Below are 15,038 nucleotides of genomic sequence, written 5' to 3'. Positions count from 1 at the left end.
ACGTGGTGAGGCACAGGCCGTCCAGGGTTTTGCCGGAGTAGGGCTCTACAGAGCCCGCTGACGCTATGGCTTCAGCCGGTGGTCCGCCGCCACCGGCTGGACCGTCCTGTGCCTTGCTCGCGCATCGTCGCCACCTGCGGGGAACAGCGAAAGGACGTGGAGCGTGTCGACGATCTCGCTACGCACAACCGCACGGCCGGCCGGGGCACATCGCCATCACACCGAATCAGGACTCTCGCTCGAGGTCCTGCTCGGCCGCGCCCTCACCTCTGACTGGTCGGCATGGAAGGAGCTGGAGCGGCGCTTCGGCCCCCTGCTCCTGCACACTGCCCGTGGCGTCGGTCTGAGCCACAGCGACGCCGCTGACGTCGCACAGCTGACCTGGCTGCGGTTGTGGCAACACGGTCGCCAGGTCCGCGACCCCGAGTGCCTCCCGGCCTGGCTGGCCGCGACGGCCCGGCGCGAGGGTCTGCGGGTGGCGATCAGCCGGAAGCGCTACCTCCTCTACGCCGACCCGACAGCCGAGCACAGCGACGGCCACAGTACGGCGATAGTCGACGTCTACCCGGCCGACGGCGAGTACGAGCCCTCCACGGAGCGGGCGCTGTCCCGCCTGCCCAGCCGCTACCAGAAGCTGATCCGCCTGCTGATGTCCGACAGCTGCCCGTCCTACACCGAGATCGCCGAGAAACTGAACCTCCCGATCGGCAGCATCGGCCCGATGCGGATGCGAGCCCTCCAGATGCTCCGCCGTACCCCAGAACTCGCCACCACCGCCCACTGACCGCCGGACCGCGGGGGACGTCGCGCTGCTCAGCGCGGCGTTCTCCGGGGCCGAATTCTGTCCCTGGTCGCGGCTAGCCTGCAGACATGAACCGGATCGACCGTCTGTACGCCGTGGTCGAGGAGCTTCGCGCCGCAGGGCCGAGGGGCCGGACTGCACGCCAGCTGGCCGGGCATTTCGAGGTCAGCGTCAGGACCATCGAGCGCGATCTCAGTGCGCTCGGTCAGGCCGGCGTACCGCTGGCGACCAAGCAGGGACGGGCCGGCGGCTACTCGGTCGACCGGTCGATGAGCCTGCCGCCGCTGAACTTCACCTCCCGCGAGGCGACCGCGATCGCGGTCGCGCTGAGCCGCAGCGACCATGTGCTGTTCTCCCGCGACGCCCGCAGCGCGTTGCAGAAGATCGTCGCCGCGATGCCCGAGCGCGCCCTCGAGGAAGCGCGTACGGCGGCCGCGAAGGTCCGCCTGCTCGTCCAGCCGGTCCCGGATCCGGACGCGGGCGTCGCCGAGACGATCTGGCGGGCCGTGCACGGCAACCACGTGCTGCGCATCGCCTACATCGACGTCGGCGGTGTCGATACCGAGCGGGAGGTCGAGCCGCAGCACGTCGTCGTCGGTCCCAACGGCTCGTACCTCACCGCCTGGTGTCATCTGCGGCAGGAGGAGCGAGTGTTCCGTATGGACCGCATCACCTCGGCCGAGCGCACTCCGACCCTCCCCCGCTCGCCGCGAGCCGCCGCCGACCCACAGGTCGACGGCCACGTCACGAAGCTGCCCGAGGCCGCACTTCAGGCGACGAACACCGACATAGGGCTGTCGCCACCGCCTGCGACGGTGGGTTCGACCCGCCAGTCCGGCGGGTGAATCGCAGGATGAAGGAGTCCCCCATGACCACCCCCGCGCCCGGCACCCTGGCCTGGTTCGAGGTCGCCACCAGCGACCCCGACGGCGCCCAGAAGTTCTACGGCAGCCTGTTCGACTGGACCTTCGACGCCGACGGCCCGGCCGCCGCCGGCGGCATGGACTACCGCAACATCAAAGCCTCCGGCGCCGACGCCCCAATGGGCGGCATCTTCGGCACCGGCGGGCAGGTCCCCGACCACGCGGTGTTCTACATCCTCGTCGCCGACGTCGAAGCCACCTGCGCCGACGCCGAGCAGCTCGGCGGATCGGTCCTGAGCAAGCACCTCGACCCCGGACCCGGAGCCCCGGCGTTCGCCTACCTGCGCGACCCGTCCGGCAACCAGTTCGGCGTCTTCACCCCACCGGCCGGATGATGGCGCGAAACGCAACGCGCAACTCCCCGCCGGACCCGTCCGGCGGGGAGGACCCGCGCGTCGTGTACGACGAGCTCACCGACGACCTGCTCTACGACCCGGCCATCGGGCGGTCCACGATGATGGGCTACCCGTGCATCCGGCTGGCCGGCCGCTTCCTGGCGTCGTACGACGCCGGGTCCGGCCAACTGGTCGTGAAACTGCCGGCCGGGCGGGTGGCCGAGCTCGTTGCCGAAGGCACCGGTCAGGAGTTCGCCCCGGCCGGCAAGGTGTTCCGCGAATGGGTCGCGATCCCGGGCCCCGAGCGCTGGCAGTCGCTGCTCGCCGAAGCCGTCGCCTTCGCCCGCAGCTCCCTCGGCGAGCAGTAGGTCAACGGGACTCGAGCAAGGACTTCAGGCGGCTGAGATCCTTCTGGTTCGCGCGGCGCATCGCGGCGGACATCAACGGCGCGGCAACGCCCGCGAACCCCGACGGCTCGCCGCGGTTCCGCAACGACATGTGGGTACTGCGTTCACCGGCCGGCGACCAGCGATAACTCGTCTCCATCGGGAACGGCCCCTGAGCGGTCCGCATCACCAACAGCTCCAGCGGAACCAGTTCGACGACCTCATAGGTGTAGGCCAGCCGCCGGCCGAGGAAGTGCGCCACGAAGTCCATCCGGGACCCGACCGCCACCGGTGGATCGGTGCGCCACTCGATCGACTCGATGTTGGCGTACCACTCGGGTGCGTTCGACGGGTCCCCGACGTACTCGGCCACCTCTTGCACCGGCCGCTCGATGACAACCTCAGTCAAGACATCGACAGCCATCAGACCTCCTGGTCGAAGTACGGCACCGGCGTCCCGCCGGACAGGTAGCGCTGCATCCGCTCCAGCATCTGCGCCCAGCCGAACGTGACGATCCGGTACATCGTCCCCACCTCTTCGAAGCCGGTGTGATCCAGCAGGACGACAGTGCCGGTCTCGCCTGGTTGCAGTGTCCATCGCACCTGGGTCCCGATCCACTCGGGCGGACCGCCGACGCAGTGCCAGATCAAGGATTCGTCCGGTGTCGCCGAGGTCACCTCCAGGTCCCACGACATCGGCGCATCCGGGAACCAGAACCGCTGCACCGTTCCTACGACACCGCTGGTCTCGTTGCGCGTCGTCCACCACCCGGCGACGCCCTCGGTGCTCGTCAGCGCCCGGTACACGTCCGCCGGCGGCGCGGCGATCTCGGCCTGCATCGCGATATCCGCCATCGGACCGCCCTCCTCGGTCAGCATTTTAGATCACACTAAAATAGAGAGCAGGTTCCGACAAGCTTTAGCGTTCGCTAAAGTTGCCGCGTGGATGTCGTCCGCGTGATCGCCGATCCCCGGCGCCGGGAGATCCTCCGGCTGGTCTGGGACGTCGAACGCCCGGCGTCGGAGATCGCCGAGCACTTCGAGGTCACCTTCGGCGCGGTCTCGCAACATCTCGGTGTGTTGCGGGAGGCCGGACTGGTCGTCGTACGTCGCGACGGCACTCGCCGCTTCTACCGCGCCGACCGGCAGGCGCTCGGCCCGTACACGCCGATGCTGCGGCTGTTGTGGGCCGAGCAGCTCGACCGGCTCGCAGAGCTCGCCGAGACCGAGGAGCGGGAATGACCGGACCTGTCATCGTGGAGCGTCGTATCAAGGCCCGGCGGGATCTGGTCTTCAGCTACTTCACCGACCCATCTCGCTGGCTGCTCTGGCAGGGCGTCGACGCGGAGGTCGAGGCGATTCCGGGCGGCCGCTTGCGGATGAACGTCCGGGGCGACGGCTATGCCTCCGGAACCTTCACGGTCGTCGACCCACCGCGGCGCATCGTGTTCACCTGGGGCTGGGAGATGCCCGGCAACCCTGTCCCGCCCGGATCCAGCGTCATCGAGGTCGACCTGATCGAGCAAGGCGACGCGACTCTCGTCCGTCTCACCCACCGCGACCTCCCGCCGGAGAGCCGCGACATCCACGCGGAAGGGTGGAATCACTACCTCGACCGCCTGGAGATCCGGGCGTCCGGCGGCGATCCCGGCCCAGATCCCTGGCGTGTCGACACCCCCTGAGCCTCGCCGGCGATCGCCGAGTCGGCGCGGTGATCCGGCGGGTTCACGAGAGGTGGCCGCCGAGGAGGTCGCGGACGCGGTTCCAGCGTTTGTGGTAAGTCGGGCCGAAGCGGTTCCGGGAGCGATCGCGCTTCCGGTCGCCGTACCGATGGAGTGCCCAGACGGAGCTGGGCTTGGCCAGCCGGACCGCCCCGACCGGCGCCACCACCGGTACGACGATGCCGATCAGGCCGGTGGCCAGTTTGCCCTTGAGGAAGCACACGACCGCCATCACGAGGTGGAACCCGATCCCGCCGAAGTAGGTCCACCGCGAGAGCGCGCCGCCGGCTTGGTGCGGCTCGGCGCCGATCGGGCTGGTCTGCGTCAGGAGTACGACGCCCAGCGCCCCGCCGAGCAGGATCGCGTCGATGGACTTGCGTCCTTCCGGTCCCCAGTAGACATCGTCGAGATGCAGCCACAGCGCGAACTCGTCCAGGGTCAGCGCCGCCCCCGCGCCGAAGATCACGGCGAACACCTCGGCCCAGGGCGTGTCCGGCGCGTAGCGGAACTGCAGGAGCCCGGCGAGCATCACCATCAGAATTCCCCACACCTGGTGGTGGATGTGGATGCCACCGATGTACAGGTCCGACAGGCCGCCCTCGGCCGCGGTCTGGGCCGAGCGCCGTTGCTTGGCGCGGATGCGCCGGGTGACTGCTCGCGTGACGGTGAAGGTGACGAAGAAGGCCAGCAGCATCCAGGCTGCCTGCGCCCGGCCGGTGTCGACGAGTTCTCGATACCAACCCACCCGGATCACCCGCACCGCTCAGACATCGAGAGAGTCCGTAGCAATCAGTACGACGCCCAGCGCCGCGGCGATCATCAGCACCGCGCACGCCACGACCTCGGCCCGGTTGAACACCCGCAGGCTTTGTTCGCGACGAGCAACGAGGTACAGCAGCGTCCCCGGCGCGTACACGATCGCGGCCAGCAGAAGGTACTTCGGACCCGCGGCGTGCAGCATGAAGATCGAGTAGACGACCGCGACGGTGTCGAGCTTGAGCATGAAGTCCAGCGCGTCGTCGACGAGCAGCACCAGGAACAGGAACAGCTGGACGGCGGCGGTCGTGCTGAGCAAGGCGGCGATCGGCGTCCCGTGGACGTTGTCGCGGGCAAGGAATCTCTCGTCGCCGCCCCAGAAGTTGTCCGCGAACGTGCCCGCCTCGAAGGCCGGCGCCACGATCACGATGAAGGTCAGGATCGGCAGCAGCTTCGCGATCGTGACGATCCGGTTGACGACGGCCGCCTGCCGCACCCCGCGCGCGATCAGGACGTGGAACGCCCACACCACCGCGGACGCCACGACGACGGCCTCGCCGAACTCCCTGGGCAGGGTGAAGACTCCGCCGCCGACCATCGAGCCGACGACCATGCCGGTCAGGGTGAGGCCCGAGACCTTCTGGACGGCGGTCGGCCGGCGCGCGCTCACGACACTTCCTCAGCCGGTGGGCCGCACCAACGGGAACAAGATGGTGTCGCGGATCGAGAGACCGGTCAGGTTCATCACCAGCCGGTCGATGCCCATCCCCATTCCGCCGGTCGACGGCATGCCGTACTCGAGGGCCTCGAGAAAATCCTCGTCGACCTGCATGGCTTCCGGGTCGCCCGCGGCCGCAAGCTGGGACTGGGCGTGCAGCCGCGCCCGCTGGTCCACGGGGTCGACCAGCTCGGAGTACGCCGTACCCTGCTCCGCCGCGAAGATGACCAGGTCCCACTTCTCCGCGAGCCGTGGATCCGAGCGGTGCGGCCGGGTCAGTGGCGCGTTCTCCTTCGGGAAGTCGGTGTAGAAGACCGGCATCGTCGTCGTGCGCTCGCACAGTTCTTCGTAGATCTCCTCGAGCACGACTCCCCAGGAAGCGGTGTCGCCGGGCTCCAGCCCGATCTTCGACGCATGTCCGCGCAGCGTCTCGACCGGTGTGTCCGCGGTGACCTCTTCGCCGAGCGCCTCCGACACCGCGCCGCAGATGGTCTTGACCGGCCAGGTCCCGGACAGGTCGTACTCGACAGTCTTGCCGTCCGCGTCGGTACGGCGTGCCAGTGGCGAGCCGTACACGGCGGTGGCGGCCTCCTGGATGATGTCCTGGGTCAGCAGTCGCATCGTGTCGTAGTCGCCGTACGTCTCGTAGACCTCGAGCGACGTGAACTCAGGGTTGTGCTTGAAGTCCACGCCTTCGTTGCGGAACTGCCGGCCGAGCTCGAACACCTTCTCCATACCACCGACCAGCAGCCGCTTCAGGTGCAGCTCGGTGGCGATCCGCAGGTACAGGTCGAGGTCGTAGGCATTGATGTGGGTCTCGAACGGGCGCGCGTTCGCGCCGCCGTGCACCAGTTGCAGGACGGGGGTCTCGACCTCGACGAATCCCCGCGCCTGCAGGGAATCGCGCACACTGCGTACGACGGTCGCCCGGGTGTACGCGATGTCGCGAGCGGCCGGCCGAACGATCAGGTCGACGTACCGGGCCCGGATCCGTGCCTCCGGATCGACCATGCCCTTGACCTTGTCGGGCAGCGGCCGGATCGACTTGCTCGTCAGCTGCAGCGACTCCGCGCGGACCGAGAGCTCCCCGCGCCGGGTGGTGATCACCTCGCCCGTGACGCCCACCTGATCGCCCAGGTCGATGTCATGACGCCAGAAGTCGTACTGCTCCCGGCCGACGTCGGCCACATCGACCATGAGTTGCAGGTCGCCACTGCCGTCGCGGAGCTTCGCGAATCCCAGTCGTCCGTGGTCGCGCTTGAGGATGACCCTCCCGGCCACCGACACCCGGCGCCCGGTCGACGTTCCGTCCGGCATCGCGCCGGCATGGGCCTTGACCTGGGCCATCGTGTGCGTGCGCGGGTACGTCGCCGGGTAGGGATCGATGCCTTGGGCACGGATCCGGTCGAGCTTGGCCCGCCGTACCCGCACTTGCTCGGGCAGCCCCTCGACCGACATCGCCTCGGCCAGTGGATCCGGCGGCGCCGGGATCAGCGCCGCGACGGCGGCCGCGTGGCCTGCTCCCGCGGTGTCCAGCGCCGTCTGTGCCGACTTGCGGTGCAGCGTCGCGAGGCGAGGACGCGTGAGGAACCCTTCCGCACTGCCCGCTGCGGTCCCGACCCGGGGCAGGTCCGAGGTGTACTCGAAGCACATGAACCACACGATCCTCGCGAGTTCCGGCACGATCAGCCACCACAGCACGAGGAGCCACCACGCGGCGCGCAACCGGCGTCTCAGCGCCACCCCCATCGCCACCAGCAGGGCGGCGTACACAAGGCTCGGCACGATCGGAATCGTGAGCATCGAAACGATGTCCTGCTCGCGCGCGAAGTAGTCCTGCCACGGCGGCACCACCGCGACCACGACCACCAGCGCGGCGGCGGCGAACATGGCGGCCGCGAAGTGGTCCGGCCAGCGGTCGTCGAGCGGTTTGAGAACCCCGACCGGGCGTGTCCGCGCCCGCGATTCCACCGAGAACGCAGCAGTATCCACCGTTGAGCTCATCCGGTCCCCCCAGCTCACGACAGTACCCGGAGACCCTGACGAGGTGCACGCCCTGACCAGCCTGCCGGATCGGCGCCGAGGGCGGGACGTGCGGGCGGATTGCGGTTAGCCTGATGCGGACGCCGGCGTCGCGGTGTCTGAGGGGATCACCATGACGAGTGAGCCTTTGGGTGAGCAACGAGCGGTCCGCGACTCCGGCTCGGCCGGGCTGGAGGCCGAGCTACGGGTACTGCGGGCCGAGGCCGAGCTCGTCGACACGCTGCAAGTGATCGGCCGGCGACTCACCGCACAGCTGGACCTGGACACGCTGGTGCAGGAAGCCACCGACGCCGCGACCAGAGCGACCCGGGCCGAGTTCGGGGCCTTCTTCTACAACCTGATCGACGAGTACGGCGAGTCGTACACGCTGTACACCCTGTCCGGAGTGCCGAGGCACACGTTCGACAAGTTCCCGATGCCGCGCAACACGGCGGTGTTCGCACCGACCTTCAACGGAGCCGGCACGGTTCGCTCCGACGACATCACCCGGGATCCGAGGTACGGCCGGAACGCGCCGTACAACGGAATGCCGCAGGGACATCTACCGGTCTGCAGCTACCTCGCCGTACCGGTGATCTCGCCGACCTCGCTCGAGGTGCTGGGCGGCTTCTTCTTCGGCCATTCCGCGCCGGGCCGGTTCAGCTTGCGCCACGAGCAGCTGGCCGAGGGAATCGCCGGATACACTGCGATCGCGCTGGACAACGCGCGCCTGTTCGCTGCCCACCGCAGCCTGGCCGTGGAGTTGGCTCGCAGCATGCTGCCCGTTGTGCCACAGGTGACGGACCTGGACGTCGTCTCCCGCTACCGGCCCGCGGCCGGCGGCTCGGAGGTCGGTGGCGACTGGTTCGACGTCGTCGAGCTGCCGGCCGGGCGGACGGCGTTCGTCATCGGCGACGTCGTCGGCCGCGGCGTCACGGCAGCGGCGGTGATGGGACAGATCCGTACCGCTGTCCGGGCCTACGCCCTGCTGGACCTGCCGCCCGCCGACGTCCTGCGGCACACCTCACAGCTGGCGAACAGTACGCCGGGCGCTACTTTCATCACCTGCTTCTATGCCGTGCACGACCCGGTCGACCAAACGTTGGCCTTCGCCAACGCCGGGCACCTGCCGGCAGTTCTGGCACTGCCCGGCCAACCCCCACTGCTGATCGGGCAAGGGCTCGGCGCGCCACTCGGCGTCGGCGAGGACTTCGGGCAGGGTGTGGCCGACTTCCCGCGCGGCTCGCAACTGACCCTGTACACCGACGGCCTGGTGGAGAACCGGGAACGCGATCTCGACCACGGCATCGACGCACTGCTCGACGCCCTGGGACAGCTCCCCCGCGAAGCCGGACTCGAGAATGCCTGCGACGCAATGATCGACCGATTGACGGACGGCCGGCACAACGACGACATCGCGCTCCTGCACGTCCGCCATGTCGGCCACCGACGGCAGATCGCGACCTTGTCCCTGACCGGCACCCCTTCGGACGCCGCGGAGGCCCGGACGTTCGTCGGTGAGCACCTGGACGAGTGGCGGCTCGGCGACGTCGTCGACGCCGCGGTGACGGTCACGAGCGAGCTGGTCGCCAACGCCGTACTGCACACCGGCGAGCCCAAGGACCTGCGCCTGCACCACGACGGCTCCAGGCTGATCGTCGAGGTCGCCGATCGCGGCCCGGACACTCCCCTGCTGTACCAGCCGGCGTCCGGCGAAGAGCATCACCGCGGCCTCTACCTCGTGAACGCCCTCACCGACCGCTGGGGCAGCCGCCCGACCCGCGAAGGCAAAATCGTCTGGGCCGAGCTCACCATCCCGCCACCGCCCTAACTCCTCGACCGGCAGACCTCGCCTGCACGTGGCCCGCGGTCCCGTAGTCGGCGACGAACTTCGCCCGTCGCGCAGCCTCGGCCAGCACCGAAGGAACGCCGAGAAACCCGACCCGCAGCGTCGGCAGCAGCGTCTTCGAGAACGACCCCACGTACAGAACCCGCCCCTCCTCGTCGGCAGCCTGCAACGGCATCAACGGACGCCCCGTGAACCGGAACTCCGAGTCGTGGTCGTCCTCCACGATCGCCGCGTCGTGCCGGGAAGCCCAAGCAAGCAACGCAGTACGGCGCTCCTCCGACATCGGCATGCCGAGCGGGAACTGATGCGACGGCGTCACGTACACAAGCCGCGTTCCGACCGGAATCCGGTCCACAACCAGTCCCTCGCCGTCGACAGGAACCCCCACGACGCGGGCTCCATGCGCAAGGAATCCACGGTAGGCCGGCAGGTACCCGGGGTCCTCGACAGCCACCAGGTCGCCCGGCTCGAGCAGAACGCGCGCGGCGATGTCGAACGCCTGCTGCGCTCCCGTGGTGATCACCAACTGCTCCGGCGCGAGCCGGACGCCGCGACTCACAACCAGGTGCCGCGCAAGCGCCGTACGCAACTGCTCCAAACCCGCCGGGTCGGCGTAGTGAACGTCGGTCCGGCTGCGCAACTGATCGTTGACCAGCGCCCGCCACCGCACAAACGGAAACTTGGTCCGTGCAGGCACACCGGGCGCGAAGTTGAACTCGGCTGCCGGCACCGACAGCTCCGGAACTGCGAAAGCATCCCAGATCGCTCGCGGCCGCAAGGGCGACGAAGCCGGCGCGGACGCCGCTGAGACAGACCGACCGGTGACGAAGGTCCCAGCGCCAGCCCGCGACCGGATCAGCCCGTGCGCGGCGAGCAGGTCGTAGGCCGCGACGACCGTTGCCCTCGACACCGATAGCCGAACCGCGAGCTCCCGCGAGGACGGGAGCGCCGTACCCGCGGGCAGCACGCCGGTGCTGATCCGCTCGTGCAGCTGCGCGTAGATCTGCTCGGCCAGCCCGCCCTCCCCCAGCTGAAGATGGAGGTCCATCAGTGCAGGGTGTAGCCGCCGTCGATGGTGATGATCGATCCGGTCATGAAACTGGACGCGTCCGAGGCGAGGAAGACGACGGTCGGCGCAATCTCCTCCGGTACGGCGTACCGCTGCATCGGAGTGTCGTCGATCCAGCGCGCCTTGAACTGCGGCTCGTCGACCGGCGCCATCTCCGTCTTCACGTATCCTGGCGCCACCGCGTTGACCCGAATGTTCAACGGCGCCCACTCCGCCGCCAACGACTTCGTCAACTGATGCACCGCCGCTTTCGACGCGTTGTACGCCGGCTGCCACTGCGGCCGGTTCACGATCTGCGCCGAGATCGACCCGACGTTCACGATCGTGCCACCACCGACCGTCCGGAAGTGCCGGGCCGCGGACTGGCTCAGCTTCCACAGACCGGACACGTTGGTCGCAAAGACCTCGTCCCACTCCTCATCCGGCACGTCGAGCGCCGGCCGGTGAAAGCAGGCCCCGGCGTTGTTCACCAAGATGTCGAACCGGCCAGTGGCCTCCAAAGCCGCCGCCACGGCTGCCTGCCCGGACTCCCGATCGTTGACGTCGAGACCGACACCGATCACCTTTCGCCCGGTCGAGTCCGCCACCTGCTTGGCCATCCGCTGGGATGCCGAGGCATCGCGCGCACCGATCACCACATCAGCCCCGGCTTCGGCCAATCCGGTAGCGAAGGCGAGGCCGAGCCCCCGATACCCACCAGTCACCAATGCCGTGCGTCCAGCCAGCGAGAACTTGTCGAGGACAGTCATCGCACCATTGTCCCCGCCGGCGGCGTCAGAGGACGTAGAAGCCGGTGATCGCGGTGGGAAGGATGCCCGGGATGAGCCAGTAGGACAGCACCGAGCGCCGGAAGATCGCGAGGACGCCGCAGACCGTGAGCAGGCCGATCACCCCGGACATGATCCAGAGGCCGACGCCCTTGCCGTAGTCGTCGGCGGCCACGCCGATGCTGTAGACGGCCAGGGTGACGGCCGGGACGCTGCCCACATGGATGAGGACGGCGGAAGCGACCCACCGCTGGACGGTCTCGATGTTCATCGGCTTGCTGCGACGACGACGGTTCATGGTGTGTCCTTTCCGACACCACCATCGTAGGCGAATGATTCGTGCACTAACTAATTCTGCCGGGGTGATCCTGGACACCTGTGGCGGCGCCGATCACCTGGGTCAGCACCTGATGGAGGTGCTGGAGCTCGGAGACCTCCATGCCCAGCCGGCTCACGATCGCCGGTGGGATCTTCAACGCCTCGTTCCGCAACCGCCAGCCGGTCGGTGTGAGCGTGACAGCGAGCGCCCGCTCGTCCGCCCGCGCCCGCGGACGCTCGACGTACCCGTTGGCCTCGAGGCGTTTGAGCAGAGGCGACAGCGTGGCCGGCTCCAGCTGGAGCATCCCGCTCAGCTCCTTCACGGACAGCGGCGCGTGCTGCCACAGCGCGAGCATCACCAGGTACTGCGGATGAGTCAGCCCCATCGGCTCGAGCAGCGGCCGGTACAGCGCGATGACGCTGCGGGACGCGACCGCGAGCGCGAAGCACACCTGGTTCTCCAGGTCCAGCGGGTCGGCGATCTCGTCGAGGTCAGTCACGCCTGCAATAGTACCCTAATCGTTAGGGCACGAATCAGGCGCGCTCGGCGGAGAGCTCCTGGGCGATGTGGTCGCCGATCAGCAGGCAGGCGGTGGCTGCCGGCGAGGGGGCGTTCAGCACGTGCAGGGTGCGGCCGTCGCGGAGGAAGAAGAAGTCGTCGACGAGCTTGCCCTCGCGGGTGACGGCCTGGGCGCGGACGCCGGCGCCGGAGCGCCGTACGTCGGAGACCTGCAGCTCGGGAAGCATGTGCTGAGCCTCGCGGACCAGGGCCCGGCCGGTCAGCGAGCGTGCGATCTCCTTGGCGCCGGTCCTGGCGTAGCGGCGGGCGAGCCGCCACGAGCCGCGGTACGCAATCGACTCCCACAGGTCCCGGGCGACGATCTTCCGCCAGGAGTAGCCCTCCCGGGCCAGCGCCGGTACGGCGTTCGGCCCGATGTGCACGGTGCCGTCGATTCCGCGGGTCAGGTGGACGCCGAGGAACGGCAGGTCCGGGTCGGGCACCGGATAGACCAGACCCTTCACCAGGAACTCCCGCTCGGGCACGAGCTCGCTGAACTCGCCGCGGAACGGAAGGATGCGGACGCCGGGCTCGAGACCGGAGGCCCGGGCCAGCCGGTCGCTGTGCAGCCCGGCGCAGGCGGCGACGCGGTCCGCCTCGATCACCTCGTCCGTAGTGTGCACCCGGACGACCGAGCCCGCGTTCTGGATCGAGGTCACGGTCACGCCGGTGCGGATCTGTCCACCGGCCGCGCGAACGTCGTCGGCCAGCGCGCGAGCGACCAGCTTGAAGTCCACGCGGCCGGTGGAGTCGACCGCCAGGGCACCTTTCACGCGCAAGTGGGGCTCGCGCTCCGCGACCTCGTCGAGGGTGAGTCGACGGACCGGGACGCCGTTCTCACGGCCGATGCCGAGCAGGCGGTCGAGCTGTGGGAACTCGGCTTCGGTCGTCGCGACGACGAGCTTCCCGGGGATGTCGATCGGGATGCCCTTCTCCTCGCAGTACTCCTTCAGCGCCGCTCCTCCGGCCACAGCCAGCCGGGCTTTCAGCGAGCCGGGCTTGTAGTACAGCCCGGAGTGGATGACGCCGGAGTTGTGCCCGGTCTGGTGCGCGGCGACCGACTGTTCCTTGTCCAGTACGACGACAGGCGTCGCCGGATCGAGCCGCTGCAGACTCCGTGCCACGGCCAGACCCACGATGCCGCCACCCACCACAACCGCAGATCCCATCGACCTCTCCCTGTACCGGCCAGCTTGCCCCAAAAGAACCGGGAAGGATGGCCGTTGATACAGCTACTGTCGGGGCATGACCCTACTCGTGGTGGACGCTCCGATCGCCGCCGTCACCGTCTACCCGGACCGCGCGCGGATCACGCGGCGCGGCAAGCTCACCGTGCCTGCCGGTGACCAGACCGTGTACGTCGAGCCGCTGCCGCTCCTGCTGCAGGAGGATTCGGTCCGGGTCTCCGGCCACGGACCGGCCACGGTGCTCGGCGTGGACCTGGCGATGCGGCACCATCCACAGGCGCCGGACGAGACCGTCGCGGAGCTCGAGCGGCAACGCCGCGAGGCCGTGGCCGAGGTTACGGAGCTGTCCGACGCCGACGACGTCCAGATCCAGCTCGACACGTTCCTTGGCCAGCTGGCCCGGCGGGCCGGCGGGACCTTCGCCCGGACGTTGGCGTCCGGCGACGATGGCGCCGACCTCGGCGGCTTCACTGATTCGCTGACGTCCCGGCTGGACGCCGTACGGGCGAAGCGGCGCGAGCTGGCCACGCAACGACGGGAAGCCGAGGAGCGCCTGGCCGCCGCGGACCGCCGGCTGGCCGAGGTCGCAACGCAACGCGCGCCCGACCGCCGATCGGCCGCCGTCACGCTGGCGTTGGAGTCCGAAGCGGAGGTGGAGATCGAGCTCTCCTACGTTGTGGGCAGAGCGGGCTGGACCAGCTCGTACGACGTCCGTCTCAACGCTGACCAGCTCACGCTGAGCTGGTACGGCCTGATCACCCAGCAGACCGGCGAGGACTGGCCCGAGTGCGATCTCAGGCTGTCGACGGCCCGGCCCACGGTGACTGCGAAGGTGCCCGAGCTCGGCCCCTGGTACCTGGACCGCTTCCACCCGCCGATGCCGGCCGGGCCGACCGGCGCCCCGATGGTTCACCGGGCCGTCGCGGCCTCGCTCAGCACCGATTTCGTGGAGCAGGCGGCCGCAGCACCGGCCGTCGCGGACCTCGCCGCGACCGTCGAGCAGGGCGTCACGGCAGCGACCTACACTCCGCCGCGGCCGGTCGCCGTACCTGCGGACGGCGCCTCGCACCGCGCGACGATCGCCGCGATCGACCTCGACGCCCAACTGGACTACGTCACCGCGCCGGTTCAGTCGACTGACGTCCACCTGCGGGCCACGGTCCTGAACTCGTCCACGCACACGCTGCCGGCCGGGAAGGCCGCCGTCTTCCACGACGCGGACTTCGTCGGCTCGGCCGCGCTGCCGCTGTGGGCGCCCGGTGAGGACGTCGAGCTCGCGCTCGGCCTGGACGACCGGATCCGCGTCGAGCGCAAGCTGGTACGACGGACCGCGACCAAGGCGACCCTGGGGTCGACGCGCCGGCGTGAGGTCGAGTACGAGACCAAGATCGAGAACCACACCCCGCGCCCGGCCCGGGTCACGGTCCTCGACCAGCTGCCGGTGGCGCGGGACCACGAGATCACCGTCAAACCGATCGTCGCGGAACCGGAGCCGGCCGAGACCACCGACCTCGGTGTCGTCACCTGGAAGCTCGAGCTGGCCACCGACGCCGAGCTCAAGGTCAAGCTCGGCTTCCGGGTCGAGACCGGCAAGTCGGTCGAGCTCAGCGGCTGGCGCGAGTAACC

At 69.3% G+C, this 15,038-nt stretch carries 18 protein-coding genes; 8 read left to right on the top strand and 10 right to left on the bottom strand.

Annotated elements, in window-relative coordinates; translation table 11 throughout:
* The first annotated feature begins 163 nt into the window (after positions 1 to 163).
* The 4 genes from ACIBGM_RS02645 (at position 164) to ACIBGM_RS02630 (ending at position 2,428) form a co-directional block, all read left to right on the top strand.
* Positions 164 to 784 (top strand): sigma-70 family RNA polymerase sigma factor, encoded by a 621-nt coding sequence (locus tag ACIBGM_RS02645; protein ID WP_360516003.1) that lies wholly within the window; start codon positions 164 to 166, stop codon positions 782 to 784.
* Between the two features lie 86 nt (positions 785 to 870).
* Positions 871 to 1,647, top strand: coding sequence for a YafY family protein (locus ACIBGM_RS02640; protein ID WP_360516000.1), 777 nt, complete (start codon positions 871 to 873; stop codon positions 1,645 to 1,647).
* Between the two features lie 23 nt (positions 1,648 to 1,670).
* Positions 1,671 to 2,060, top strand: a complete 390-nt coding sequence (locus tag ACIBGM_RS02635; protein ID WP_360515997.1) for a VOC family protein — start codon at positions 1,671 to 1,673, stop codon at positions 2,058 to 2,060.
* The gene (locus ACIBGM_RS02630) at positions 2,060 to 2,428 is read left to right on the top strand and encodes a hypothetical protein (protein WP_360515994.1); all 369 of its coding nucleotides are present in this window, start codon (positions 2,060 to 2,062) and stop codon (positions 2,426 to 2,428) included. The genes ACIBGM_RS02635 and ACIBGM_RS02630 overlap by 1 nt, the downstream gene beginning before the upstream one ends.
* Before the next feature lies 1 nt (position 2,429).
* Here ACIBGM_RS02630 and ACIBGM_RS02625 read toward each other — a convergent pair whose 3' ends face one another.
* Positions 2,430 to 2,870, bottom strand: coding sequence for an SRPBCC family protein (locus tag ACIBGM_RS02625; protein ID WP_360515991.1), 441 nt, complete (start codon positions 2,868 to 2,870; stop codon positions 2,430 to 2,432).
* Positions 2,870 to 3,325, bottom strand: coding sequence for an SRPBCC domain-containing protein (locus tag ACIBGM_RS02620; protein ID WP_360515988.1), 456 nt, complete (start codon positions 3,323 to 3,325; stop codon positions 2,870 to 2,872). Before ACIBGM_RS02620 ends, ACIBGM_RS02625 begins: the two co-directional genes overlap by 1 nt.
* Positions 3,326 to 3,388: 63 nt before the next feature.
* On the opposite strand from ACIBGM_RS02620, the gene ACIBGM_RS02615 reads away from it, so the two are divergent.
* Together ACIBGM_RS02615 and ACIBGM_RS02610 are read left to right on the top strand one after the other, a co-directional pair.
* A complete protein-coding gene (locus tag ACIBGM_RS02615; protein ID WP_360515985.1) occupies positions 3,389 to 3,688 on the top strand; it encodes a metalloregulator ArsR/SmtB family transcription factor in 300 nt (99 codons plus the stop codon).
* A complete protein-coding gene (locus ACIBGM_RS02610) occupies positions 3,685 to 4,128 on the top strand; it encodes an SRPBCC family protein (protein ID WP_360515982.1) in 444 nt (147 codons plus the stop codon). Before ACIBGM_RS02615 ends, ACIBGM_RS02610 begins: the two co-directional genes overlap by 4 nt.
* A 43-nt stretch (positions 4,129 to 4,171) precedes the next feature.
* Here the strand turns inward: ACIBGM_RS02610 and ACIBGM_RS02605 are convergent, their stop codons facing one another.
* From ACIBGM_RS02605 to lysX, 3 genes are read right to left on the bottom strand one after another with little or no spacing between them, the layout of a single operon-like run.
* Positions 4,172 to 4,912 carry a hypothetical protein gene (locus tag ACIBGM_RS02605; protein ID WP_360515979.1) on the bottom strand — a complete coding sequence of 247 codons (741 nt, stop codon included), beginning with the start codon at positions 4,910 to 4,912 and terminating at the stop codon, positions 4,172 to 4,174.
* Positions 4,913 to 4,930: 18 nt separating this feature from the next.
* Positions 4,931 to 5,593, bottom strand: a complete 663-nt coding sequence (locus tag ACIBGM_RS02600) for a hypothetical protein (RefSeq protein WP_360515976.1) — start codon at positions 5,591 to 5,593, stop codon at positions 4,931 to 4,933.
* A 9-nt stretch (positions 5,594 to 5,602) separates the two neighbouring features.
* Complete coding sequence (gene lysX, locus ACIBGM_RS02595; protein WP_360515973.1) at positions 5,603 to 7,645, bottom strand: bifunctional lysylphosphatidylglycerol synthetase/lysine--tRNA ligase LysX; 2,043 nt, start codon at positions 7,643 to 7,645, stop codon at positions 5,603 to 5,605.
* Between the two features lie 151 nt (positions 7,646 to 7,796).
* Here lysX and ACIBGM_RS02590 point away from each other — a divergent pair, with 151 nt between their 5' ends.
* Complete coding sequence (locus ACIBGM_RS02590; RefSeq protein ID WP_360515970.1) at positions 7,797 to 9,494, top strand: SpoIIE family protein phosphatase; 1,698 nt, start codon at positions 7,797 to 7,799, stop codon at positions 9,492 to 9,494.
* Here the strand turns inward: ACIBGM_RS02590 and ACIBGM_RS02585 are convergent.
* From ACIBGM_RS02585 to lhgO, 5 genes are read right to left on the bottom strand one after another with little or no spacing between them, the layout of a single operon-like run.
* Positions 9,472 to 10,560 carry a PLP-dependent aminotransferase family protein gene (locus ACIBGM_RS02585; RefSeq protein WP_360515967.1) on the bottom strand — a complete coding sequence of 363 codons (1,089 nt, stop codon included), beginning with the start codon at positions 10,558 to 10,560 and terminating at the stop codon, positions 9,472 to 9,474. The two genes, ACIBGM_RS02590 and ACIBGM_RS02585, sit on opposite strands and share 23 nt — an antisense overlap.
* Positions 10,560 to 11,330 carry a glucose 1-dehydrogenase gene (locus tag ACIBGM_RS02580; RefSeq protein ID WP_360515964.1) on the bottom strand — a complete coding sequence of 257 codons (771 nt, stop codon included), beginning with the start codon at positions 11,328 to 11,330 and terminating at the stop codon, positions 10,560 to 10,562. Before ACIBGM_RS02580 ends, ACIBGM_RS02585 begins: the two co-directional genes overlap by 1 nt.
* A gap of 25 nt (positions 11,331 to 11,355) precedes the next feature.
* Positions 11,356 to 11,646: a hypothetical protein gene (locus tag ACIBGM_RS02575; protein ID WP_360515961.1), complete on the bottom strand. Its 291-nt coding sequence runs from the start codon at positions 11,644 to 11,646 to the stop codon at positions 11,356 to 11,358.
* Positions 11,647 to 11,692: 46 nt separating this feature from the next.
* A complete protein-coding gene (locus tag ACIBGM_RS02570) occupies positions 11,693 to 12,166 on the bottom strand; it encodes a MarR family transcriptional regulator (protein ID WP_360515957.1) in 474 nt (157 codons plus the stop codon).
* A gap of 34 nt (positions 12,167 to 12,200) precedes the next feature.
* Positions 12,201 to 13,394 (bottom strand): L-2-hydroxyglutarate oxidase, encoded by a 1,194-nt coding sequence (lhgO, locus tag ACIBGM_RS02565; RefSeq protein ID WP_360515954.1) that lies wholly within the window; start codon positions 13,392 to 13,394, stop codon positions 12,201 to 12,203.
* A 76-nt stretch (positions 13,395 to 13,470) separates the two neighbouring features.
* Here lhgO and ACIBGM_RS02560 point away from each other — a divergent pair, with 76 nt between their 5' ends.
* Positions 13,471 to 15,036, top strand: a complete 1,566-nt coding sequence (locus ACIBGM_RS02560) for a mucoidy inhibitor MuiA family protein (RefSeq protein ID WP_360515951.1) — start codon at positions 13,471 to 13,473, stop codon at positions 15,034 to 15,036.
* Positions 15,037 to 15,038: the final 2 nt, after the last annotated feature.

The sequence above is a fragment of the Kribbella sp. NPDC050470 genome (assembly GCF_044458365.1).
GTDB lineage: Bacteria > Actinomycetota > Actinomycetes > Propionibacteriales > Kribbellaceae > Kribbella.
Note: the sequence above shows the minus strand (reverse complement) of the source record. Positions and strands in the feature narration are given on the sequence as shown.